Source organism: Ochrobactrum sp. BTU2, assembly GCF_024539785.1.
Taxonomy (GTDB): Bacteria; Pseudomonadota; Alphaproteobacteria; order Rhizobiales; family Rhizobiaceae; genus Brucella; species Brucella anthropi.
This window is the reverse complement of sequence record NZ_JAHWRG010000004.1, coordinates 191,736-215,019: the sequence shown is the minus strand read 5'-3', so window position 1 is coordinate 215,019 and position 23,284 is coordinate 191,736. Positions and strand designations below refer to the sequence as shown.

Here is a 23,284-nt window from a genome sequence, read left to right as displayed (position 1 = left end):
TTGTGGCGGGTAAAAGAAAAGGGGCGCTGGAGCGCCCCTTCGCAATTGCCAATTGGATTGCCGTTATTCCTTGATTTCGAAAACGACATTGACCGAAACGTTATAGCTGTTCTCGCCAGCTGCAACGGGCACGGCATCTTCCGGCGCTGCTGCGGCCATGGTCTTATACTGAGCACGAGCGATTGGCATCGGCATGGGTGGGCGGCTCTGCTCGTTGATCTCGACAACGCGGCCAATGCCTACACCGGCAGCATCGGCAAGGGTCTTTGCCTTGGCGATGGCGTCGGCAACGGCACGCTTGCGCGCTTCATTGATCGTGGCTGCCGGATTGTCGTTGACGAAACTCAGATCGCCACCCTGATTGACGCCGAGCGTGACGGATTCATCAAGCACATTGCCGACCTTGGCCAGATCGCGCACGCGTACAGTCAGGCTGTTCGAAACCGTATAGCCGGTAATGCTTGGTTCTTTCAGACCATTCTTGTCGTCCGGATAGACGTAGCGTGGCTGGATGTTGATGCCGCCGGTCTGAAGATCGCGATCTTCGATACCGGCTTTCTTCATGGCTTCGAGTACTTTCGCCATGGCTTCGTTGTTGGCGGTCATAGCTTCGCGAGCGGTCTTCGCCTCGCGCAATACGGAGAGATTGAGGATGGCCATATCGGGCGAGGCGGTCATGGTGCCTTCGCCAGTGACGGCGATACGCGCAGGCTGCTTCGTCATCTGATTCTCCTGTGCCAGAGCTGGCAGCGTCAGCGCGCCTGCGAGCATGATTGCAGAAAAGGAGGTTGCAAGAAGAGTGGTAGCGCGGTTGTTCATAAAATCTCCTGTAGAGAAAGTTGAGGCAGCTCTGGCAAAGCTGGTTGCACCGGAGCGGCTGGCCACTTTGCCTTTGAAATCGCTTATTTCTTAAGTTCCCTCTTATGTATGAAGCCGACGATATCAGATTCGAATTGCGTGCCAATTACAACTGCTGGTTCAAATCAGAAATACCGTGATTTTAGAGCGGTTCCAGTTAAAGCGGAGTCGCTGGAACCGCTCTAACTATCTGTTTCGTCGCATTATCCTAGGCAAAACCGCTTCGCACTTTTGCAGGAAATGCTCTAGGTTGTATGCATCGCAACTGAATATGTGCGCATTAGGGCAACTGATGCATTTGACAGCTTGTATCCCGGCTTTCTTTAGGGTAGGTCAACGTTGCGTGGGGCCTGTAGCTCAATTGGTTAGAGCCGGCGGCTCATAACCGCTTGGTTGGGGGTTCGAGTCCCTCCGGGCCCACCATTTTCTCCCTCAGTAATTTATTTGGCTTATCTTTGGCGAGTTCGCCGTTCTGTGCGTTCGTTTGCAACGCTAAACGAGGCTCAGCCGAACCATGTCCAGTTGGTACAAGTAAAGCGGCTATTCAAGTTGATATTTACAGCAATTAGTGTTTGCATATGATTGAGCATATTCAAGCTCCTTTAAAGAGTATTATGCTGGACTGATACGGATGCCGAATAATCGTTTTCGCTGATCCCGCAGATTCGTATGAGAAGCACTGATTTCGTTGAAACAGACAGATGAAACATCCGTTCTGATTAGCAAAGTGGCTTTGGGTGACAAAGACGCTTTCGCCTCACTTTATAAGGATACTAGCCCGAAACTATTCGCGATTTGCCTTCGTATATTGAAAGACAGATCGGAGGCAGAGGAAGCTCTTCAAGACGTCTATATCAAGATTTGGAAACGTTCGAGTACGTTTGGGATTGGTGAAAGCGTGGCTTCAGCTTGGTTGGCTACCATCGCCCGCAATCATTCAATAGACGTCATTCGAGCAAGAAAACCTGTTACGGAGGATCTTGACGAAATTCATGATCTGGCTGACGACGTCAATCCAAGCCCCGAGAAGGAGGTGTTGGCAAGAGACGAAGGACGCCGGATAGATGATTGCATGCGAGAGCTCGATCAAGTTCATGCGAAAGCGGTTCGGCAAGCTTATGTGGAAGGTCTCAGCTATCTTGAGCTCGCCCAGGAATTACAAGTGCCTTTGAATACTGTACGCACTTGGTTGCGACGCAGTCTATTGAAACTGAGAGAGTGCATGCAGCGATGACATCAAGCGAGCAAAATCATGGCAAACGCGGTCAGGATGACGTGCTGGCTGGTGAATACGTGCTCGGCGTTTTGTCAAATGAGAAGCGTCGCCAAGTAGAGCAAAGGATGCTTCATGACAAGGAATTCGCGTTACTAGTTGAGCGATGGCAGATCAGTTTCTCGCGTTTCAATGACGACTATCAAGAATTGCCAGTGAATGAAAATATATTCGGAGAGATAGAGAATCGATTGTTTGGATCGACACAGGATGCAGGGCATACTGTGTCGTTATGGAGTTCTGTTACCTTCTGGCGATGGGTTTCTTTGGCAACAACAATCGCTGCCGGTGTAGCGATTATCTTCGCTTTCGGCGGTAATCTAACATCTAAGAACAGCGGTCCTCTGGTTGCCGAACTGTCAGCAACAGACGTACGTGTGAATTTGCTCGCTTCCTATGATCCGGCCAGCGGATATCTTCAAGTCATCCCTGTTGCAGCTGGAGCCTCCGGCGAGAAATCGCTTGAACTTTGGTTGGTACTGCAAAAAGGCAACCCCGTTTCGCTGGGTATCTTTAAGCCAGGCAAACAAGGGGAACTTACCATTCCGCTTGAACTACGCGACGATATTACAGCGGGTACGACACTCGCCGTCAGTCTTGAACCATTTGGCGGGTCTCCAACCGGGGTACCATCTGGCCCAATCGTGGCTAGTGGTATTGTGCGCCCATTGTAAAGTGCCGCAAGTTTGGCTTGGCTCCTGAAACTTTTCTCTTTCTAATCTCGTCTTCCTCATTGGCTACCTTTTCAGGAGCTTCTGGGCAGGTGTTATCTCCCAGAATTGTTTGCTTTAGGAGGAGACAGACTATGAACCCCTTTACGTTCCGTGCACTTTCAGCAGCAACTGTAATGCTGGTTGCTGCCACATCTGCTTATGCCGAAAACCCCAATGTCGGCGGCTCGCCAATGTATGCGAACAAAAACATAGTTGAAAATGCGATGAACTCCAAAGACCACACTACATTGGTTGCAGCAGTAAAGGCCGCAGACCTTGTGGAAACGCTGAAAGGTAAGGGGCCATTTACAGTGTTTGCACCAACAAACGAAGCGTTTGCCGCACTTCCAAAAGGCACTGTTGATGATCTGCTTAAGCCTGAAAACAAGGCAAAGCTAACCAAGGTTTTGACTTGCCACGTCGTTGCAGCGGACGCGATGTCAAAGAACATCAAGAAGATGATTGCCGATGACAACGGCTCGCATGATGTGAAGACAGTCGGTGGTTGTATTCTCAAGGCAAAGGAAAGCGGCGCTAAGATTACGTTAACCGACGAGAATGGCAATGTTGCGAACGTAACCATTGCTGATGTGAAGCAGTCAAATGGCGTTATTCATGTAATTGATAAGGTCTTGCTGCCAAAGTTGTAATCAACGCGTAACATTGAGATATGCCGATCTACATATATACGTGGTCGGCATGTCTTCATGGACTTTTTTGAACTTAACTGTATTCGCAACTGTCGGGTGCCGCGTTATCCTGTGCAATGCAGGTAAAAACGGCAATGTGGTACCAGACCAAATATTTCGGGAGGTCCAAGGCGACTTCTTGGGGATTGCGATGTCTCCTTCAATCAATTTTGTCGCGATGCGCAATATTTCCATTGGAGCTGTTACCTTGTGCGGTATCCGGTCTGTTCCAACAGACCGGTGTTTTTGGTTTCCATCGCAAACTTTCAACAAATTTTAGCAGTTCGTTAAGAAAATAGTAACGCAATGAAACAATTTTTTAAGTGACGTGAACTGGCGACAAAATGGAGGTTTTGGGCGATGAGAAAAAATGCAACCACCGTTGCGCTGGCATTGGCAGGGTTGGTGGCGAGCTCTCTCGCGGCTTCAGCGAAGACGAGTTATTTGGGTGAATTCCGCGATTGGGGCGTTTACCAGAACACCGAGCTTGCGGGTAACAAATGCTATGCTTTGACTGTACCGATCAATTTTCAGCCGACCGGCGTGCAGCACGGTGATAATTTCGTGATTATTTCCAAGGCGGATGGCCAGTATAGCCCTCAATTGGTGATGGGATATCAGCTGAAAGCCAACAGTTCGGTCAATGTGATGGTGGATGGCGCGCGCTTTCCGTTCTTCAGCGAGGGCAATCGCGCCTGGGCGGAAAATGTTGCCGACGAAGCGAAGCTGATGCGGGCAATGCGCGCGGGCAAAACGCTCAATGTGCAGGCAACATCGGCACGCGGTACGCAGACCCGCTATACCTTCTCCCTGATGGGGCTTTCCGCCTCTCTGCAGCGCGTGGATGGCTGCCGGTGATAATTGAAAAAGCCCTGCCAATGGGCAGGGCTTTCTCTTGAAGGATGCGGCTTTATGAAAGCCAGGTCTGGCGATTGTACCAATCATCCAGTTCAGAACGTACGCGGTCTTTTTCTATGCCGTAGCGTTCCTGGATTTTGCCTTCCAACTGCTCGCGCCGGCCATTGATCTGGTCGAGATCGTCATCGGTGAGTTTACCCCACTGTTCCTTGATCTTGCCCTTGGCCTGTTTCCAGTTTCCTTCAACGCGATTCCAGTCCATTGGTTGGTCCTCCGTTCTGGGTTGGTTATGGATAACTAACGCAACGGAGCGTGATTGGTTCAGCAAAAAACTGTAGAACCAGCTCAAAGACCGAGGAACTTGAAGGGCTCGCTTTCCTTGAAACTGTCGTTGACGACGCCATTGAACGTGTTGGTCTGATTGACGCCGAGGTCGAGTTTCTTGACCTTGCCGGTTTCTGGCGAAAAGTCGATTTCCTTGAGATCAACCCAGAAGACATTGGGTGTCAAAGCCGATTCGAAGAAATACAGCATGCGCTTCTGGTCGGCCACCGTCCGCCAGCGTGTCGAGGAAATGTTCGGCTGGTCAGGTGTTGTCAGGCCGAAAGGCACCGAGGTGTTCCGGATGACGCTGAAAACACTGGCAATCGACTCAACAGGGTCGTCGGTTTTCGGGACGGCGTTTACATAGAACGATGCGCGCGCAAAACGGTCGGCGGCGCGATTGGTGCCCGGCAGCATGACAGTGCCGCCGATCTGGGTCCAATAGGAGTTGAGCGCAAGCTGCTCGTCGAATGTCGGCGAATTGGTCATCACCTGATATTGCTTGCCGTGATGGATCACCTGCTTGCCGTTGATATATTCGATGACCGCGCTGTCGCCGCTGGAATCGGATATGGCCAGATGCAACGTGGCCAGTCTGTCTTCACCGGGGACCTTGTCCGTCACGATGGTGAAAGGTTCTGCGCGCAGAGTTTTGACCGCCTCGTCGACTGTGGCAAAGTTATCAAGCACATATTGCGCCCAAGCCGCGATGCTGAGGCCCGGTGTGGTGCCGTCATATTTCGGATATTCCGATTCAACGAGCCACAATGCGCCAACGGAAAGTCCTGCTTCGTTCAGTCCATCTGTCGTGGAAATGTCGTAACCGGAGGCGATCACACTGCCATATTTGGATGTCCACTGAAGCGAGTTCTTGCCGGCCTCGCCGGAACGTTTCATGCCGCGTGGAAAGACCCAGAGATTGGTCGCAACATCCACTTTCCAATCCATGGATCGGGCGGTCATCACCTGATCGTTGGCCCCGTGATACACGAAACGTGTGCAAGCTTCGGCAATCGGTGCGGCGAGCATGCTGCCTGCAACGAGCGCTGTAGTGCAGATGCTGGAAAAAGACCGCTTCAAAATCGGCATAGATCGTCCCCTCTGTGATGCCCGGTAATCTCTAGGGCAGGATGCCCGTTCGCTATTGAGTGAATGCCCTTCGCAGGGCGATATAAGGCAGTGATTGTAAGTGGAAAGACGGGCGAACGGGTTTTAACGCTCGCCCATATAACCGCGCTGCTTCCATTGCTGCAGCGGCATGATGTCTGGCGGTCCGCCGCCTGCCTCATACCAGGAATCGACGGCCCATTTCTGGCCCTGCTTGTCTTCGACAACTGCCGTCCAGTGCGGATATCGTCCATCGAAGAAAGCGCCGCGGGACGTGCGTCGCGCGACAGTGTGGTGCTTCAGCCAGCCGCCTGATTGCAGGTAGCGCAGGAAGTTATCGGTATTGGTCGATTCATCGATGCAATCCATCTGGCCCTTGATTCGGGCCTTGCCGAATTGCATTCTCGGCTTGTCCCGGACGCCAATCGCTGCGGTGCCGCGCTGTTCGAAGATAGCAACTGCCGTTCGCAGTGCTTTCCGTTCGCCATCTGCGCTGCGACTGCCATTTTGCAGAAGGTTCCGGATACGCTGTTGGTCCTTCGCGGTCAGCGTAACCTTGGTCCGGTAATGGCATTCATAACCGTGGCAGACGCTGAAGGTTTGTGCAGAAGCCATTCCGACCGGGAAGGCCAAGCCTATGAGGGCGCCAGCGCCCAGCAGTTTCATCAAATCGCTGCTCCGCGTTCGATTGAGAAGATTTCCCTGCAATTTCAGCAGGATAAAATAAATCGAATCTTCAGCTATCTTAACCGTGCTTGTGGCTGGTGAAAAGCAGGGACGGTTCAAGGCGTTCCAGCCCCTGATAGGGATTGGCGTGGATTGCGAGAATCCAGAGGCAGAATGAGGCTGTCAGCGAATAAATGACGAGCGCCTTTACACCAGCTCGCACACGGTCCGCATGGGTCGCTGCAATGGTTATCGCCGTGAGGAATGTAAGAGAAAGCACGAGATACCATTTGTAATAGTCGATTGAGGTTGATCCGACAGCCAGACGGGTATTGCGCGCGTCCTGCAATTCATCGAAATCGTTGATGAGTTGGGAGATAACGGGTGACGGCACGTCGGCGCGTGCCAGATTGATGATCTCGCGCCGGATACTCTGCAACGCCGTTTCAACGGAAGCTGCTGGCTCGACATTGATCTTTTCGCGCCATTCGTCATCGATTACGGCAAGGCGATAGCCGGTGAGGGCGGCAGTAAGTTCAGGCGCATTCAATATCTCGGCCCTGGACGTTCCGATCAGACGGGAAATGGCCGAGCGTTCTTCACTGATCGCCTGATCTGCCCGGGAATTGACGCTCCAGATATCAGCGGCAACAAAACCGAGCGACAAGGCCCAGGCCGTCGCAATGGTGCTGATGAAAGCACCGATCGGAATGGACAGAACGTCGCTGGCTGCATGTTTGGACAGCATGTCGAGCGCGAAACGTCCAACCGCATAGAACACAATTCCAAGTACGGCGAAGGCCGTAAAAGAAAGATAGATCGGCAGCTCGAAGATATAGGTCATTCATTCCCCCACATTATTCCCCGCTTATTATTACCGGAAGTCGTTGAATTTTACTTAGAGCTGATCAAGGGGAGAGAATAGCAAAAAACCCGCCGGTTTTGCCGGCGGGTCAAACAACAGAAACTAATTTGTTGTGAACTAGAACGAGACGGAGAAACCAACGACTGGCCCATGCTGGGTCACGTCATACTTGAAATTCTCAACCGTATCGTTGTCCTTGTAGTCCTGATAAAGCGCCCGGTAGCCGACACGGAATGTCGTGGGAATATCGAAAACCATTGTTCGATATCCAAGATAGATTTGGCCATTGGCGCTGAGTTTGGTTCCAGCTCCGAAACCACCAATGTCGGCTTCTGCAAAAATGTTCCACCGGTCGTTGATGTCGTAGAAGACACGCGCGCCTACGAAAGGATCAGTCCATTCTACCTTGCGCGATCCGCTGTACGGACCGACTTCAAGTCCGGCTTCGAGCCTTGTCCAGCGAACGCCGAGGGTTGGTTCAATCGCGAAGATACGCTGGTTTCCGAAGAGCGTCGTTCCCTCGAGCTGCTGTTCATATACGCGATAATAAGCGCCAGCTGCCAAGGTGGTTGTCTTGATATCGAGGGCGAGTTCGTTGTCGCGGAGGTTTTCATCCTGACTGGTCTTGACGTACTGACCGTCGATGAAAAAACCAACCGTGCCGTTGCTGATATCGACATTGCCCATGAAAGTCATATCGAGATTATCGAAAATCTCGCGGAATGGGACGTTAACATCCGTGCTGCGGCCCAGCAGACCTGCAGTGCCGTTCAACGATGCGCCCCAGACATATGGGCTGAAAATCACGCGCCAGCGCTGCTGGTCCTGAATTTCTGGTTGTGGTGTCACGGCATCTGCCGCGAACGATGTCGCTGACATACCTATTAAAACAGTTGATGCTAATATAATACTTCTGGAAAATTTTAACAGTAAATTCCCGTTCTGGTTACGCGATCTTCCGTCTTTCACCGAAAAAACCCCCTGGATTATGTATTAGCAATTTCGATAATACATCAGATTTAAATCTTTCTCCATATATATGTTAATCATTCAGGGAAATAAACTGAAAATTGATACTTATATTAAGGTTTGTTCTGTTGACTTTCATCAGGTGCAACCATTTATTCGGAATGGGAGCGGCGCCTCTTTTCTCATTGAGGTGAGGCGAGGAAGTTATTTTGGCAATTCTTAATATGACAAATCGTGGAGTAACGAGGTCATCATGAAAACGAAACAATCTATCTGGAAGTCGTCTCGCCGGATGTTTGCGCGGGGCGCTGCAACCGCTCTCATCGCTGCAGCTCTGGTCGTTCCTCAGGCAGCTTTCGCCTGCACCAGCTTCGTTCTCCCGACGAGCGACGGTGGTATGGTCTATGCGCGCACGATGGAATTCGGGTTCGAACTCAAGTCCGATATGATCGTCGTTCCGCGAAACTATGCTTTCACGGCGACCGCCGCCGATGCGAAACCCGGCAAGCAATGGAAGAGCAAATATGCCGTGATCGGCATGAATGCATTCGGCATTCCGGCTCTCACGGATGGCATGAATGAGAAGGGACTTGCGGGCGGCATCCTCTATTTCCCGGATTACGCCAAGTTCCAGGATCCTTCCACGGCCAAGGCGGAAGACAGCCTTGCTCCTTGGGATGTTCTGAGCTGGGCCCTGACCAATTTCTCCACCGTGGCGGAAGTGAAGGCAGCTCTTGGCAGCATTGCCGTCATTGATGTCAAGCAACCCAATATGGGTTTCGCACCACCGGTGCATTATACGCTGCACGATGCGACGGGTGCATCGATTGTCATTGAACCCATCGACGGCAAGCTGAAGGTTTATGACAATCCGCTCGGAGTGATGACGAATTCGCCGTCCTTTGACTGGCACATGACCAATCTGCGCAATTATGTTCACCTGTCGCCGGACAATACCAAGCCGCTCAAGGTCAATGGCGCTACTTTCACGCCATTGGGTGAAGGATCGGGTATGCTGGGCGTGCCTGGAGACACGACGCCTCCATCAAGGTTTGTGCGCGCAACGGCTTTCGTTCTGTCGGCGGCAAAGGTGCCGAGCGGGCCGCAAAGCGTTCGTCTGGCCGAGCATATCGCCAACAACTTTGATATTCCCAAGGGCTGGATCGTGGACCCGGCAACGCCGCTCGAATACACGCAGTGGACGACCATTGCCGACATGAAGAACATGACTTACTACGTCAAGACCTATGACGATCAGGTTCTTCGCGGTGCTGCTTTCAAAGATTATAATCTTGAAGCCAAGGATCTGGTGACGATCAAGATGCAGGAGCGTCTGGATCCGCCGGCCCTGACTGACAAGTAAGTCTTTTCAGGAATTGAGAGTCTGGAGCGCCGATCTGATTGAACCGGGTCGGCGCTCCAACTATTTACGCGGTCGTTTTCAGGACGCGCTATCGAAAAGCCTGCGCTTGCTACGGCACCTCGTCGGAGGCAGTCGGGCCGCCCTCGTTCTCCAGATTGGCAATGCGTTTGGTCTCGGAGCGATTGAATTTCAGGCGTACCCCGACACCGCCACCATTTTCGGGAATGAATTGCGCTCCGGCTTTTTCCAGCGCATTGGCCAATGCCTGTATCTGTTCGCCTGTTGGCGTACCGAGCTTGCGCTCAAACTGCTCGATGGTCGCTGCTTCAATCCCCGATAGTTGGGCCAGACGGTCGCGTGAGAATTCCACAAGCGCTCTGGCTGCACGGCATTGAGGTCCGGTTATCATCATCTGTGTCTCCCCTTGCAGTCATGTATCGAAAGAAAATACTGGAAATGCGCTCTAAATGTTTGTTCTAACGCACATCTAATGATGGTCGGAGTTACCGACCTTTTTCCCAGCGCCATTGATAATCGTTTCGAGCAGCCAGGGCTTGTGGTCGATTATTTCGGAAAGCTCCTGCAGACCTATTTGCGAACCGGCTTCCTTCAGCAGTGCGTCGGCCACCGAGGCTGATCCGTTCTTGCCTTCCTGCGCTAAACGATGCGCCCGCCGGATCAGAAGTTCCGGTTGTGAAAAACTGCTCTCGGCAAGTCTTTTTTCTATTCGGCGCTGTAGCTCTTCCGGAGCAATCATCTGTTGAATTCCCTTATTCCTGAAAGGCCCGCAACCGGCAGCGGTGCGCAGCCCACATTATAAATCTATGTTGTGATGAAGTTTTTGCCACGTGATAATTCGTACAAATCTGACGTTCCGGCAGATTTTACTATGAGGGCGAGTAGGTGGAGCTGTGAGGCTGTTCTACTTTAGTATCACGGAATAGTAACGAAATATTTCAGCACATCAAATCCGCAAATTGGCCAAATTATTGCCACGCTTTCTCTTGTTTGCATCTGGCAAGCTACTTACATAGCCGGTACGCCTTGGCGGGAAGAGCAGTGGTCAGGTAGAGCGCGCGACGGGAAGCGGATTTCGCTTCACGGCAGTGTGCTGTAGCGGCCAGTGTCTGTTTCCGTTTGATAAACAATAAGAATTCAATGGTTTGAAATGGCCACTCTTCGTTACTTTATTTGGCCCATGGTTTTTACCGTACTGGGTCTCGCTGGTGCCGTTTGGCTCGGTTTCGAAATGACCGGCACTTTTGGGGGAATGGTCTCCGTCTTCATCATCTGTGCAGTTTTGAGCGTTCTCGAAATATCGCTTTCTTTCGATAACGCTATCGTCAATGCGCGCATCCTGCGCGACATGACGCCGGAATGGCAACATCGCTTCCTGACTTGGGGCATTATCATTGCCGTTTTCGGCATGCGCATCATCTTCCCGCTTGCCATTGTCGCCGTTGCCATGTGGACCGATCCGATCTCTGCATTGAAACTCGCGATCTGGCAGCCGGATGAATATGCTCGCGTGATCTCGGAATCCCATACAGGTATTGCTGCCTTTGGCGGTACATTTCTGCTGATGGTCGGCATGAAGTACTTCTTTGATGTCGAGAAGGACGTGCACTGGATCAAGGCCATCGAAAGCCGTATGTCGAAGTTTGCTTCGGTGCAGGGGGTCGAGATCGGTGTGGCAATCGCTCTGATCATCTTCTTCTCGTACCAGCTTGATGCCGAACATTCGCACACCTTCCTGATCGCAGCCCTGTTCGGTCTCCTGACCTTCCTCGCTGTCGAAGGACTGGGCGAGGTTCTGGATGCGACGCAGGAGCAGATGGATATGGTCCATCGCGGTGGTCTCGGCGCCTTCATCTATCTTGAAGTGCTGGATGCCAGCTTCTCGTTCGACGGTGTTATCGGTGCGTTCGCGCTGACCACGAACCTGTTCATCATCGCTATCGGTCTCGGTATTGGTGCATTCTATGTGCGTTCGCTCACTATCATGCTTGTCGAGCGCAAGACGCTGGGTCAGTACCGTTACCTCGAACATGGTGCTTTCTATGCGATCCTGGTTCTGGCGGTCATCATGTATGTCCAGACGCTGGTACATATTCCGGAAGTCATTACCGGCCTTATCGGCGCGGCTTTGATCGGTCTCTCGTTTATGTCTTCGCTGCGCTACAACCGGCTCAATCCGAACTGGCAGGAAGAAGCCGAAGAGGTGACAGGGCACTAGTTGGCCTTGTATCCCTGGATTAGAAGGGCAGCTTCGGCTGCCCTTTTTGTTGGCCTTGACCGAATCGCCGGAGTTGAGGACCATCACCGGACGCGACTGACATCGCGCTTTCATGCTGCAGATCGTTTTCAGGGGATCATGATCGGCGCGCTGCGGCTCATTCGGGGAAGGGGATTTCCATGATCGTAACACGTTTGAGCAAAACCGCCTTTGTGGCGGCTATAGCCTTTTTCGCAACGCTGGTTTCGTTCGGTAATATCACCGATTACGACACGAATTTCGGCTTCGTGCAGCACGTCCTGATGATGGATACCATCTTTCCCGATGCCACGATCAAGTATCGCGCCATCACTAATCCGATGCTGCACAATGCCGCCTATATTCTCATCATCGCGGCAGAGACGCTGACGGCGATCCTGTGCTGGATCGGGGCGTTTGCGATGCTCGGTCGTCTGACTGACCGGGCGGTCAGCTTCAACCGTTCGAAGAAATGGGCCATTGCCGGTCTTGCACTCGGTTTTCTGGTCTGGCAGGTCGGCTTCATGTCGGTTGGCGGCGAATGGTTCGGCATGTGGATGTCGCAAACCTGGAACGGGATCGAATCCGCGTTCCGGTTCTTCATCACCATCATCGCTGTGTTGATCTTCGTCGTGCTGCCGGACGGCGAACTGGTGGATTGAATTTGACGTTTGAATCCCGACTTCATGAGATGCTGTTTCAAACGCCAAATTCGAAAAATCCACTAGATACATGAAGTTACCAGTGGTCTTTGCGATTCCGACATTTGCTCAGCGCCTGTATCAGAGGGACGCAAATGTCGGAATCAGACCACTAGAGTAAATGTGATGCTGAAACAGGCTCGTCAATCAACTCGACACCAGCCTGTTTCATCTTCTGCAGCATGATGTCCATTGAGCCATTAAGGTTGATCCCGCGGCACGCATCCAGACGGACGCGCACCTGAAAGCCTTCTGCAATGGCGTCGAGCGCCGAATAGGCGACGCAGAAGTCGGTGGCCAGTCCCGCCAGAGTGAGCGAACCAATGTTACGTTCGCGTAAATACCCGCCAAGACCGGTCGGCGTACTGCGGTCGTTTTCGAAGAATGCAGAATAGCTGTCTATGCCGATGCGAAAGCCTTTGCGAATGACGAGTTGTGCCCGCGTCCACTGCAAGTTGGCGTGAAAATCTGCGCCATGACGACCCTGAACGCAATGGTCGGGCCAGAGCGTCTGCAGGCCATAGGCCATCTCGATCGTATCGAAAGGCTGGGCGTGGGCATGAGTCGAGGCGAAGCTTGAATGATTGGCCGGGTGCCAGTCCTGCGTGAGGATCACGTGTTCGCTTTCATCGATCAGCCGGTTGACGGTGGGAATGATTTCGTCACCGCGATCGACGGCTAGCGCACCGCCGGGGCAGAAATCATTCTGGATGTCGACAACCACAAGTGCATGACCGATCATAGAATACTCGCTTTGCTTATTCCGTAACCGACTATAGCCAGACAGGGTTCACGAGACCAGCAATAAGCCGCGTTCTGGTATAACATCGGCAAGAGTGCTACGGACGGCTCAAATCAGACACCAGACAGGAAACCATCATGACAGATGTTATCGTCCGCGACAGCAATGGAACTCAGTTGAATGACGGCGATTCCGTTACCTTGATCAAGGACCTGAAGGTCAAGGGAACCTCCACGACATTGAAGCGGGGAACACTGGTCAAGGGCATTCGCCTCACCGGGAACCCGGACGAAGTCGATTGCAGCACCAAGCAGGTCAAGGGACTGGTGCTGCGGACCGAGTTTCTGAAGAAAGCCTGATTTTCAGAGCGCGCATCTTATTCCAAAAACCGCTTCGCACTTTTCGGGATACGCTCTAAGCATCGATCTCCACGCGACCGCGTGGGCGGCTGCAGCAGGCGAGGATATAGCCCTCGGCAATTTCGTCGTCGCGAATGCCGCCATTGTGGTTCATCTCGGTCTCTCCGCCGAGGCACTTCACCTTGCAGGTGCCACAGATTCCGAACTCGCAGGCGCTCGGAATCTTGAGGCCGCCACTACGGGCGGCAAGCAGGATTGTGTCGTTTTCCGTACATTCGACTTCCACGCCGGAAAGGCTGAAGACGACGCTGGCTGCTGCCACGGCCGGGGCGATGGGTGCTGTCGCTGTGCTCGCCGGTTCGGAGAGCGTGGACGGCACCGGAACCGACGAAATCTCGCTGGCCGGATTAAAGCTCTCCTGATGATAGTTGGCCATGTTGAACCCGGCGTCTTCCAGCAGGCCACGTACACCGTTCATGAACGGCTCCGGTCCACAGCAGAAAACCTTGCGATGCAGGAAATCAGGTGCCAGCAGTTCAAGCCGGGCACGGTCTATTCGCCCGTGCAAGCCCGGCCAGACATGGCGTGCCGATGATTGCTCGACAATGAAGGCCAGATGCATTGCTTCCATGCGACCGGCAAGCAGCTCCAGTTCACGGCGGAAAATGATGTCGTCCGGCGTGCGTGCGCAATTGATGAACGCGACGTCGGTCGCAGGGGCACAGTCGAAGAGCCAGCGCGTCATGGAAACCATCGGCGTGATGCCGGAACCGGCAGAGACGAAAAGATACTTTTCGCCCGGATGATTGGCGAGTGAGAAATCGCCGTTCGGTCCGTAAGCCTTTATCTTCATCGGTGGACGCAGATTGTCGAGCATCCAGCGCGTGCCGATGCTGTCCTTCTGCGCCTTGACGGTGACGGAGACGTGGTAGGGGCGGGAAGGGGTCGAGGAAAGCGTATAGGTCCGCAGCACCGGGCCGAGGCCATCTGCCCGTTCAATCGGCAGTTCCAGAGTAACGAACTGGCCCGGCGTATAGCGGAACCAGTTGTCCTCGGCGGTCTTGAAGGAGAAGGTCATGACGTCTGGCGCTTCTTCGATGGCCGAGATGCATTCCAGCATCTGCAACCTGTCGTTCCACGGCAGCATCTCGTCCAGATATTTCAGAGGCTGCATGACCTTCTCACTTCTTCAACTGCATTTCAAAAATCAGGCGACGCGGCTGAGCTTTGCCGCTTCACCACGCAGGCGCGGCGTAATGGTGTTGGTGTACCATTCGAGGAACTGCATCACGCCGCCTTCATGTTCAACCGAGTAAGGGCCCGGCTGATAAGCGGGCGAGCGAATGCCCACCGCATTTTCTTCAACGATCTGCCGGTCCTGGTCATTGGTCTGGATCCACACATGGGTCAGTTCATCGAGATCATAGTCCACGCCTTCGACGGCATCCTTGTGGACGAGCCATTTGGTGGTGACAAGCGTTTCCTCGGCGCTGATCGGCAGAACGCGGAAGGAAATCGCATGATCTGCCATCAGGTGGTTCCAAGTTGATGGATAGTTGAACATCAACATTGCACCGATATTCGTGTTACCAGCTACCTGATCGCTCAAAGGCTTCTTGACAGCCGCCTTGCCAGACATGGTGTAGCTCACCGCGTCGCGCAGAAGTGGGATGCGGGTGATGCGATAGCGCCCATCTTCGGACATGTTGAATTCTGCAGGCAGACCGATGCTGGCGCAATTCTTCCAGAGCTGGTTGATCTCCGGATCTTCCATCACGCCCTGCACGCCGGTTGCCGACGGAGCTTCCGGATAGGTGCGGCAGAGTTCTGGATGGTTCGCGGCGCAGTGATAGCACTCGCGGTTGTTTTCCCAGACGAGCTTCCAGTTGCCCTTCTCGATGATCGAGCTTTCGAAGGCGACCTTTGCATCCTTGATATTGTGCGGTGCGAGATAAGGCTCGACCAGATTGCGGAATGCACCGAAATCGGGCGCTTCCTCGGCGACGCAGACATAGATATAGCCGGCGACGGTTTCGCAATGAACCGGCTTCAGGCCGTATTCGGCAGGCTTGAAGTCAGGGCCGACCTGACGCGCGAAAAGCAGACGCCCGTCCAGTTCATAGGTCCACTGGTGATAAGGGCAGACGAGCTTTGCGGCGGTTCCCTTTTCAGCCGCGCAAATGCGCGAGCCACGATGGCGACAGGAATTGTGGAAAGCACGAATGCCGCCCTGCGCATCGCGAACGATGACAACAGGATAAGCGCCGATTTGCACGGTCATATAGGAACCGGTCTTCGGCAGCTCGCAATCATGGCCGACAAACAGCCAGTCCTTGTAGAAAATGTTCTCCAGATCCAGCTTGTGATATTCTGGATCGGTGTAGAATTTCTGCTCCAGGCTGAAATTGGGGTCGCGCCCGGTCAACAGCCCCAGCATTTCGTTGCGAACGTCCATAGCCTCGAACCCTTGCTTTCCATCTTGGATCTGCCTTCTGCTGTTCTCCCAGCGACTATGGCTCGATCCGGTGTTCCCTTTGTCTTCCGGAAGCACGGCTTGTCCCGTTATCTCAATGGCTTGCTCACATCTCCCGAGGTCTGTGAACTAGCTTCCGTTATCCCGATTCAATCACTGAACTATTCTAAACGCGCATTGGGATGCGACATGGTTTTCGCGTAAAGACGACACGCCAAAATGTCGCTTTTGCGGCGTGATCAGATCGTCGCAAATATGTGTTACATCCGCCTTCGGAGCGTTTCCGGGATTGCAAATTGGTTTAAAAGCCAGTTACCACGTCAACCACATCCCAATCTGTTTCATTCCATGGGAGGCTCGGTGGCCATGAAACGTTCTGAAATCAACGAAATCATCCGCGAAAGCGACGCTTTCATCCGCTCTTTCGGCTATGTCATGCCGCCTTTCGCATATTGGTCGCCCGAGGAATTGAAGGCGCGGACCTCTTCGGATGCGCATGCCATTCGCGATGCGCGCCTTGGTTGGGATATTACGGACTACGGGCAGGGCAAGTTCGCCGATCTTGGCCTGTTCCTCTTCACCACGCGTAACGGCAACGCAGAAGACCTCAAGCGCGGCGGTGGCATGCTTTATGCCGAAAAGATCATGATCTCGCGCAAGAACCAGCTTTCTCCGATGCACCGGCATGTGGTGAAGGCCGAAGACATCATCAATCGTGGTGGGGGCACGCTGGTGCTGGAACTGTTCAACTCGCTGCCGGATGGCAGTGTGGATGAGCAAACCGACGTGACTGTTGCCACCGACGGACGCCTTGTGACGCAGAAGGCTGGTGCTCATCTGAAGCTGCAGCCGGGCGAAAGTGTGACGCTGCTGCCGGGCAATTGGCATGCTTTCTGGGGGGAAGGCGGCGATGTGCTGATCGGCGAGGTTTCGACCGTCAACGACGACCTGACCGACAATATTTTCCGCGAGCCGATTGGCCGTTTTTCGAATATCGATGAAAACGAGAAGCCGCTGCATCTTCTGGTATCCGACTACGACAAATGGCTGTGAGCCTACCGATATTTCGGTTCTAGCCGCCTGCAAATGGCGTTGTTTGACGTTTCCGGTCTGCATGTAACTTTAAGTGAACGATGCTCCGGTTCTCTAACGCTGCCATTTCCGGCAAACCGGGGCCGGAATCTCACGCGAAGCCAAACTGAAGGACTGAACATATGAAGCTGGCGATGATCGGAACGGGCTATGTGGGTCTGGTTTCAGGTGTGTGTTTTGCCGAATTTGGTTTTCACGTTACCTGCGTCGACAAAAACCCGTCGATCATCGAGCGGCTAAAGGCCGGGAAAGTCACCATCTTCGAGCCAGGGCTTGATGAGTTGATGACCCGCAATATTCGCGATGGTCGGCTGGAGTTCAGCACCGATCTTCCGGCAAGTATCGCCGATGCCGACGTCATCTTCATCGCTGTTGGCACGCCATCCCGTCGTGGTGATGGCGAGGCGGACCTGCAATATATCGAAGCAGCTGCGGATGAAATCGCCGCCGCCATGAAGCCGGGCGCCGTGGTCGTCATCAAGTCGACGGTCGTGGTTGGCACCAATGCGCGCATACGCGACCGTATCAAGGCTGCCAGTCCGGCTGTGTCGTTCTCGATGGTGTCCAATCCGGAATTCTTGCGGGAAGGCTCGGCAATAGAAGATTTCATGCGACCCGACCGTGTTGTTGTTGGGGTGGAAGACGAGCGCGGCAGGGCCGCGATGCAGCGCCTCTATCGTCCGCTTTACCTGCGTGAAACGCCGATGGTCGTCACGTCGCTGGAAAATGCGGAAATCATCAAATATGCGGCCAATGCTTTTCTGGCCATGAAGGTGACGTTCATCAACGAGGTTGCGGACCTTTGTGAGAAGACCGGCGGCAATGTGCAGGAAGTCGCGCGCGCCATCGGTATGGACAATCGCATCGGCTCGAAATTCCTGCATGCCGGTCCGGGCTTCGGCGGATCGTGCTTCCCGAAGGATACGCGGGCCTTTGCTGCGACGGGCAAGAAATATGATGCGCCGCAATCGCTGATCGAACAGGTCATTGCGGTCAATGAGACGCGCAAACAGTCGATGGCCGAACGGATCGTGACTGCGGCCAAGGAAAACGGTGCAGACACGGTTGCTGTCCTGGGCGTCGCCTTCAAGCCGAACACCGATGATATTCGCGAGTCTCCTGCGCTCGACATTATCGCGGCCATTCAGAAAGCCGGGATCAAGGTTCAGGCGCATGACCCTGAGGCCATGGACGCTGCCAGGGCGGTGCTTCCTGATGTTGTCTGGTGCAATTCAGCTTACGAAGCGGCGAAGGGCGCAGGCGTCGTTGCCCTGCTGACCGAATGGAACGCTTATCGTGCGCTGGATCTTAAGCGAGTGGCCAATGTCATGGCCGGAAATGTGCTGATTGATCTGCGCAATGTCTACAAGGCAGAAGATATTGCAGGCACCGGGCTAGATTATCGTTCGGTTGGGCGGACGCTTCGGGCCTGACTGGTGGTCTGATTCCGACATTTGCATCCCTCGGATATGAGCGCCGAGCAAATGTCGGAATCAAAAAAAACACTAGTAACTTTATGAATCTAGTGGATTTTTCGAATTTGACGTTTGAAACGGGATTTATATCGGACGGGTATCAAACGTCAAATTCAATCCACTAGAGCATTTCCAGCAAAAGTGGAAACCGGTTTTGCGTCCAGAAATGCTCTGGAAACGACCGGGGAGTTTACTCCCCGGCTGTCAGCCGCTTCTTCTCATTGGCGATGAGCCAGAGATTGCGAACATAGACGATGAGGCCAAGTCCTTGGCCAGCGATGAAGACCGGGTCTTTACGCTGGATCGCATAGATCAGCAGCAAAGTGCCACCGAAGAGTGAGAAGAACCAGAAGGCAACCGGCATGACGCTGCGTTTTGCCTTTTCGGAAGCCAACCACTGCACAACGAAGCGCATGGTGAAACAGGCCTGAGCGACGAAGCCCAGCACGATCCAGCCATCCCACTGGGCCACGAAAACCTCGTGCAGCCACTGTGACAGGCTGTTGAAAATATCAGTCATGGGTGATCTCTCTCACACGCGGAACGACCTTGCGGCGCTTCCGCAGCCACCAGACGCCATAAAGGTCCAGAATGCCACGCACTCCACGGTCTAGAATGCCGTAATTGGATTTGCCGTGGCGGCGTTCGCGGTCGACAACATCGACATGCACGACGTCGAAACCTTCGCGGATTGCCAAAGCAGGCAGATAGCGATGCCATCCGTCAAAGAAAGGCAGTTGCCGGAACAGGTCAGTGTGCAGCGCTTTCAGGCCGCAGCCGGAATCGCGGGTCTTGTCCTTGAGGATCGCGCCGCGCAGATTGTTGGCAAAGCGAGACGAAAGCTGCTTGAGTTTCGTATCCGTGCGCTTGAGGCGCTGTCCGGCTGCAATGCCGTAATCAGGCCCGGCCTTTAACAGTGCATCTGCCAGAACCGGGAGATAGGCGGGGTTGTTCTGTCCGTCGCCATCCATAGTCACGACGATCTTGCCGCGTGCCGCGAAAACACCGGAGCGCACAGCAGCGCTCTGGCCTGACGACCGGTCATGGCGCAGATGGCGGAGTGGCTTGCCGGCATGAATGCGGCCCGCGAGTACATCGCTGGTCGAGTCCGTCGAACCGTCGTCGACGACGATGACTTCGTATGCGCGGCCCTGCATGGCGGCATCGACTTCATCCAGCAAAAAGGCAAGATTGTCGGCTTCGTTGCGGCAGGGGATAACCACAGAAATCGTCGGTGTGTCCAAGCGGAGTGTTCCTTTATTCCTCGCGCTATCTGCTTAAGCTCGGCTTTCCTGCCCGGAAACCCGATAACGCGCAAGGCGCGCTCCATAGCATTGATTGGATGGCAAAGCCAAGACGGTTCAAGTAAACGTGAGTTCTGGCCCGGATAATAGCTTGATTGATCGGTTGACTGCCGTTTTTTAGCCGGACATTGCCGAATACGGAAGAGCCTCCGCCAGCCAGTCCAGAAAATTCTGTGTCACCTCGTCCCGGTTGATTTCATTGAGGCTCTCGTGGCGGGTGCCGGGCAGGATCGTGCAATTGATACGCTCGAAACCCATTTTCCGCATTCTGTCTGCCAGTCTGCGCACGGCGGCACCGTTCACCGTTGCAGGGTCTTCGGTCCCACCAACAAGATTGAAGGGCATGTTTCGCGGGATATTGGAAAAGTTCCGGTCGTCGGCGCCACGGCGGATCAAGCGGAAAATGTCGATCCATAACGCCACGCTGGCATCGAAGCCGCAAAGCGGATCTGCGACATAGGCGTCGACCTCTGCCGGGTCGTGCGAGAGCCAGTCGAATAGCGTGCGGTGGCCCTTTATGGATCGACCCCAGGCGCGGAAAGTCATCTTTGGCAGAATGGTACTCGGAACATCCGAGCCTTTCAGCATGCGCTCCATATAAAGAAGTGCGAGCGCTGCAGCGCTTTCCGCGCCACCATCGACATTGGCATTCCAGATCGCGGCGGCATCGACTGTGTCAGCGTAGTCCAGCACATAGTTCAGCGTGATCAGCCCGCCCATGGAATGTCCGAAAAGCACGACCGGAAGGCCCGGATGGTTCTCGTGAATATTCCGGTTAAGCGCCCGCACGTCCTCGATAGCCACGATATGGCCCTGCTTTTGTGCAAACATTCCTCTTGGCGCATGAGCGCCGATATTGGCGCCGTGGCCGCGATGGTCGTGGATATAGACGTGGTAGCCTGCTGCGACCAAGGCGGACGCGAAGCGTTCATAGCGTGCGGAATGTTCGGCAAGGCCGTGGCATATCTGGACAACGGCTCGCGGTGTCCCGGCGCGGACGGTGCGGAACGGGAGTTCTGATTTGTCTGAAACCGGCAGATGATGAATGGTTTTGAATGTCATTTCGCCATCTGATTTTATGCCGTGCAAATAGTCAATCTCCTCCGTTGCGGCGTCGCTTAAACAGGCACTGGAACGGAGTGTGAATGAATTTTAGGCAATTGCGTTTTTTGTGCAGATTCCGCTTGAAAAGCGCAAAAGCTTGGGCAAATCTAGCTTTGCAGACGGGGTTTTTGAAGGGCAATCAGGGGCGTTTTAAACGGGATTCCACGTCATAACTTGCAGGCCGTCCGATGAAAGGGAGGAAACTTTCGCGGACGGTGGCCAGAGGGGAAACCGGGTGACGGAAATATCCGCGCCCGGTTTCATTATTTATGGTTTTCATCAGAGTTTGATTTGCGGTTCCGGCTGCTTCCGTTTGGTGGGTTGCCGTTTGCGTCCGGGGCATATTTGGCCTACATACGCGTCAGCAATTTCCGCGCGGTTCGGCAATGTTAAGACCGATCGCGCTTCTCAACCTGCGGAGACGACGCGCTTTATGGCACGCCAGTTCATTTATCACATGTCCGGCCTCAATAAGGCCTATGGCAACAAGAAGATTCTGGAGAATATCCATCTCTCCTTCTATCCCGACGCGAAGATCGGCATTCTCGGCCCGAACGGCGCCGGTAAGTCGACCATCCTCAAGATCATGGCCGGTCTCGACAAGGAATATACCGGCGAGGCCTGGCTGGCCGATGGCGCGACCTGCGGTTATCTTGCCCAGGAACCGGAACTCGATCCTTCCAAGGACGTGCTCGGTAATGTGATGGAAGGTGTGGCCGCCAAGAAGGCGATCATCGACCGTTACAACGAACTGATGATGAACTATTCTGACGAAACTGCGGATGAAGGCGCGAAGCTTCAGGACATCATCGACAGCCAGAACCTCTGGGATCTCGAAAGCCAGGTTGAAATGGCCATGGAAGCGCTGCGTTGCCCTCCGGGCGATGCCGACGTGACCAAACTATCGGGCGGTGAAAAGCGCCGTGTGGCACTTTGCAAGCTTCTGCTTTCGAAGCCTGATCTGCTGCTTCTCGACGAACCGACCAACCATTTGGACGCCGAAACGACTGCATGGCTTGAAAAGCACCTGCGAGAATATCCGGGTTCAGTGCTGATCATCACCCACGATCGCTACTTCCTCGACAATGTGACGGGCTGGATTCTCGAGCTCGACCGTGGTCGCGGCATTCCTTATGAAGGCAATTATTCCGCCTATCTGGAAGCCAAGGCCAAGCGCATGCAGCAGGAAGGCCGCGAAGAGGCTGCCCGTGAAAAGGCGCTGTCGCGTGAACGTGAATGGATTTCTGCAAGCCCGAAGGCCCGTCAGGCCAAGTCCAAGGCGCGTATCAAGGCCTATGACGAACTGGTCAAGAGCGCGGAAGAACGCCGCCCCGGCGATGCGCAGATCATCATCCCGGTTGGTGAACGCCTCGGTCAGGTGGTCATCGAGGTCGAGGGTCTGTCGAAGGGCTATGGCGACCGTCTCCTGATCGACGATCTGAGCTTCAAGCTGCCAGCAGGCGGCATTGTCGGTGTGATCGGCCCGAACGGTGCCGGTAAATCGACGCTCTTCAAGATGCTGACGGAGCAGGAGCAGCCGGATAACGGTTCGGTTCGTATTGGCGATACGGTTCATCTTTCCTATGTGGACCAGAGCCGCGACGCGCTCGATGCCAACAAGACCGTCTGGGAAGAGATTTCCGGCGGCAATGACGTCATCAAGCTCGGCAAGTTTGAAATGAACTCCCGAGCCTATTGCGGTGCGTTCAACTTCAAGGGCGGCGACCAGCAGCAGAAGGTCGGCAATCTTTCCGGCGGCCAGCGCAATCGCGTTCACCTTGCCAAGATGCTGAAGTCCGGCGGCAATGTCCTGCTGCTCGACGAACCGACCAACGATCTCGATACGGAAACGCTCGGCGCGCTTGAAGATGCGCTGGAAAACTTCGCTGGCTGCGCCGTTATCATCAGCCACGATCGTATGTTCCTCGACCGTCTGGCAACACATATCCTCGCATTCGAAGGCGACAGCCATGTCGAATGGTTCGAAGGCAACTTCGAGGACTATGAAGCTGACAAGATCCGTCGTCTTGGACCGGATAGCGTCAACCCGAAACGGGTGACCTACAAGCCGCTCACACGGTAAGGTTCGAGATGT

At 54.0% G+C, this 23,284-nt stretch carries 25 protein-coding genes and 1 tRNA gene; 12 read left to right on the top strand and 14 right to left on the bottom strand.

Annotated elements, in window-relative coordinates:
• Window positions 1–63 precede the first annotated feature (63 nt).
• A complete protein-coding gene (locus KWJ32_RS13445) occupies window positions 64–819 on the bottom strand; it encodes an SIMPL domain-containing protein (protein ID WP_010659679.1) in 756 nt (251 codons plus the stop codon).
• 385 nt (window positions 820–1,204) lie between these two features.
• Here KWJ32_RS13445 and KWJ32_RS13440 point away from each other — a divergent pair.
• The 5 genes from KWJ32_RS13440 (at window position 1,205) to KWJ32_RS13420 (ending at window position 4,391) form a co-directional block, all read left to right on the top strand.
• Window positions 1,205–1,281: transfer RNA gene (locus KWJ32_RS13440), tRNA-Ile, on the top strand.
• A 265-nt stretch (window positions 1,282–1,546) separates the two neighbouring features.
• A complete protein-coding gene (locus KWJ32_RS13435) occupies window positions 1,547–2,092 on the top strand; it encodes a sigma-70 family RNA polymerase sigma factor (protein ID WP_012091710.1) in 546 nt (181 codons plus the stop codon).
• Window positions 2,089–2,805, top strand: coding sequence for an anti-sigma factor (locus KWJ32_RS13430; protein ID WP_012091711.1), 717 nt, complete (start codon window positions 2,089–2,091; stop codon window positions 2,803–2,805). The genes KWJ32_RS13435 and KWJ32_RS13430 overlap by 4 nt, the downstream gene beginning before the upstream one ends.
• A 131-nt stretch (window positions 2,806–2,936) precedes the next feature.
• Window positions 2,937–3,494: a fasciclin domain-containing protein gene (locus tag KWJ32_RS13425; RefSeq protein WP_012091712.1), complete on the top strand. Its 558-nt coding sequence runs from the start codon at window positions 2,937–2,939 to the stop codon at window positions 3,492–3,494.
• Window positions 3,495–3,893: 399 nt separating this feature from the next.
• Window positions 3,894–4,391 (top strand): invasion associated locus B family protein, encoded by a 498-nt coding sequence (locus KWJ32_RS13420; RefSeq protein WP_012091713.1) that lies wholly within the window; start codon window positions 3,894–3,896, stop codon window positions 4,389–4,391.
• Between the two features lie 52 nt (window positions 4,392–4,443).
• Here KWJ32_RS13420 and KWJ32_RS13415 read toward each other — a convergent pair whose 3' ends face one another.
• The 5 genes from KWJ32_RS13415 to KWJ32_RS13395 form a co-directional block, all read right to left on the bottom strand.
• The gene (locus tag KWJ32_RS13415) at window positions 4,444–4,653 is read right to left on the bottom strand and encodes a CsbD family protein (protein WP_006467262.1); all 210 of its coding nucleotides are present in this window, start codon (window positions 4,651–4,653) and stop codon (window positions 4,444–4,446) included.
• An 83-nt stretch (window positions 4,654–4,736) separates the two neighbouring features.
• Window positions 4,737–5,804 (bottom strand): linear amide C-N hydrolase, encoded by a 1,068-nt coding sequence (locus tag KWJ32_RS13410; RefSeq protein WP_010659684.1) that lies wholly within the window; start codon window positions 5,802–5,804, stop codon window positions 4,737–4,739.
• Window positions 5,805–5,927: 123 nt separating this feature from the next.
• A complete protein-coding gene (locus KWJ32_RS13405; RefSeq protein ID WP_151610678.1) occupies window positions 5,928–6,488 on the bottom strand; it encodes a hypothetical protein in 561 nt (186 codons plus the stop codon).
• A gap of 79 nt (window positions 6,489–6,567) precedes the next feature.
• Window positions 6,568–7,332 carry a DUF4239 domain-containing protein gene (locus KWJ32_RS13400; protein ID WP_012091715.1) on the bottom strand — a complete coding sequence of 255 codons (765 nt, stop codon included), beginning with the start codon at window positions 7,330–7,332 and terminating at the stop codon, window positions 6,568–6,570.
• A gap of 138 nt (window positions 7,333–7,470) precedes the next feature.
• Window positions 7,471–8,232 carry a hypothetical protein gene (locus KWJ32_RS13395; protein ID WP_231771193.1) on the bottom strand — a complete coding sequence of 254 codons (762 nt, stop codon included), beginning with the start codon at window positions 8,230–8,232 and terminating at the stop codon, window positions 7,471–7,473.
• 343 nt (window positions 8,233–8,575) lie between these two features.
• Between KWJ32_RS13395 and KWJ32_RS13390 the strand changes: the two genes are divergently transcribed.
• Window positions 8,576–9,685: a choloylglycine hydrolase family protein gene (locus tag KWJ32_RS13390; protein ID WP_125300084.1), complete on the top strand. Its 1,110-nt coding sequence runs from the start codon at window positions 8,576–8,578 to the stop codon at window positions 9,683–9,685.
• A gap of 109 nt (window positions 9,686–9,794) precedes the next feature.
• Here the strand turns inward: KWJ32_RS13390 and KWJ32_RS13385 are convergent, their stop codons facing one another.
• Both KWJ32_RS13385 and KWJ32_RS13380 read right to left on the bottom strand, forming a co-directional pair.
• Complete coding sequence (locus KWJ32_RS13385) at window positions 9,795–10,097, bottom strand: helix-turn-helix domain-containing protein (RefSeq protein WP_010659689.1); 303 nt, start codon at window positions 10,095–10,097, stop codon at window positions 9,795–9,797.
• A gap of 75 nt (window positions 10,098–10,172) precedes the next feature.
• Window positions 10,173–10,442: a hypothetical protein gene (locus tag KWJ32_RS13380; protein WP_010659690.1), complete on the bottom strand. Its 270-nt coding sequence runs from the start codon at window positions 10,440–10,442 to the stop codon at window positions 10,173–10,175.
• 411 nt (window positions 10,443–10,853) lie between these two features.
• Here KWJ32_RS13380 and KWJ32_RS13375 point away from each other — a divergent pair, with 411 nt between their 5' ends.
• Together KWJ32_RS13375 and KWJ32_RS13370 are read left to right on the top strand one after the other, a co-directional pair.
• Entirely contained in the window at window positions 10,854–11,921 is a 1,068-nt protein-coding gene (locus tag KWJ32_RS13375) for a DUF475 domain-containing protein (protein ID WP_012091719.1), read from the top strand.
• Window positions 11,922–12,100: 179 nt separating this feature from the next.
• Complete coding sequence (locus tag KWJ32_RS13370) at window positions 12,101–12,601, top strand: DUF2165 domain-containing protein (RefSeq protein WP_010659692.1); 501 nt, start codon at window positions 12,101–12,103, stop codon at window positions 12,599–12,601.
• A gap of 151 nt (window positions 12,602–12,752) precedes the next feature.
• Here KWJ32_RS13370 and pncA read toward each other — a convergent pair whose 3' ends face one another.
• Window positions 12,753–13,382: a bifunctional nicotinamidase/pyrazinamidase gene (gene pncA / locus KWJ32_RS13365; RefSeq protein ID WP_012091720.1), complete on the bottom strand. Its 630-nt coding sequence runs from the start codon at window positions 13,380–13,382 to the stop codon at window positions 12,753–12,755.
• A gap of 137 nt (window positions 13,383–13,519) precedes the next feature.
• Here pncA and KWJ32_RS13360 point away from each other — a divergent pair, with 137 nt between their 5' ends.
• Window positions 13,520–13,741: an alkylphosphonate utilization protein gene (locus KWJ32_RS13360; RefSeq protein ID WP_010659694.1), complete on the top strand. Its 222-nt coding sequence runs from the start codon at window positions 13,520–13,522 to the stop codon at window positions 13,739–13,741.
• A gap of 55 nt (window positions 13,742–13,796) precedes the next feature.
• On the opposite strand, the gene KWJ32_RS13355 is transcribed toward KWJ32_RS13360, so the two are convergent.
• Together KWJ32_RS13355 and KWJ32_RS13350 are read right to left on the bottom strand one after the other, a co-directional pair.
• Window positions 13,797–14,915: a hybrid-cluster NAD(P)-dependent oxidoreductase gene (locus tag KWJ32_RS13355; RefSeq protein ID WP_012091721.1), complete on the bottom strand. Its 1,119-nt coding sequence runs from the start codon at window positions 14,913–14,915 to the stop codon at window positions 13,797–13,799.
• A gap of 33 nt (window positions 14,916–14,948) precedes the next feature.
• Window positions 14,949–16,196: an aromatic ring-hydroxylating dioxygenase subunit alpha gene (locus tag KWJ32_RS13350; protein WP_012091722.1), complete on the bottom strand. Its 1,248-nt coding sequence runs from the start codon at window positions 16,194–16,196 to the stop codon at window positions 14,949–14,951.
• 384 nt (window positions 16,197–16,580) lie between these two features.
• Here KWJ32_RS13350 and KWJ32_RS13345 point away from each other — a divergent pair, with 384 nt between their 5' ends.
• Together KWJ32_RS13345 and KWJ32_RS13340 are read left to right on the top strand one after the other, a co-directional pair.
• Window positions 16,581–17,267, top strand: coding sequence for a D-lyxose/D-mannose family sugar isomerase (locus KWJ32_RS13345; RefSeq protein ID WP_012091723.1), 687 nt, complete (start codon window positions 16,581–16,583; stop codon window positions 17,265–17,267).
• A gap of 161 nt (window positions 17,268–17,428) precedes the next feature.
• Window positions 17,429–18,739 carry a UDP-glucose/GDP-mannose dehydrogenase family protein gene (locus KWJ32_RS13340; RefSeq protein ID WP_012091724.1) on the top strand — a complete coding sequence of 437 codons (1,311 nt, stop codon included), beginning with the start codon at window positions 17,429–17,431 and terminating at the stop codon, window positions 18,737–18,739.
• A 232-nt stretch (window positions 18,740–18,971) separates the two neighbouring features.
• Here the strand turns inward: KWJ32_RS13340 and KWJ32_RS13335 are convergent, their stop codons facing one another.
• From KWJ32_RS13335 to KWJ32_RS13325, 3 genes are all read right to left on the bottom strand, one after another.
• The gene (locus KWJ32_RS13335) at window positions 18,972–19,301 is read right to left on the bottom strand and encodes a lipid-A-disaccharide synthase N-terminal domain-containing protein (protein ID WP_012091725.1); all 330 of its coding nucleotides are present in this window, start codon (window positions 19,299–19,301) and stop codon (window positions 18,972–18,974) included.
• Complete coding sequence (locus tag KWJ32_RS13330) at window positions 19,294–20,025, bottom strand: glycosyltransferase family 2 protein (RefSeq protein ID WP_010659700.1); 732 nt, start codon at window positions 20,023–20,025, stop codon at window positions 19,294–19,296. The genes KWJ32_RS13335 and KWJ32_RS13330 overlap by 8 nt, the downstream gene beginning before the upstream one ends.
• 177 nt (window positions 20,026–20,202) lie before the next feature.
• Window positions 20,203–21,147, bottom strand: a complete 945-nt coding sequence (locus KWJ32_RS13325; protein ID WP_012091726.1) for an alpha/beta hydrolase — start codon at window positions 21,145–21,147, stop codon at window positions 20,203–20,205.
• A 475-nt stretch (window positions 21,148–21,622) separates the two neighbouring features.
• Between KWJ32_RS13325 and ettA the strand changes: the two genes are divergently transcribed.
• Window positions 21,623–23,272 carry an energy-dependent translational throttle protein EttA gene (ettA, locus tag KWJ32_RS13320; RefSeq protein WP_012091727.1) on the top strand — a complete coding sequence of 550 codons (1,650 nt, stop codon included), beginning with the start codon at window positions 21,623–21,625 and terminating at the stop codon, window positions 23,270–23,272.
• Window positions 23,273–23,284 lie beyond the last annotated feature (12 nt).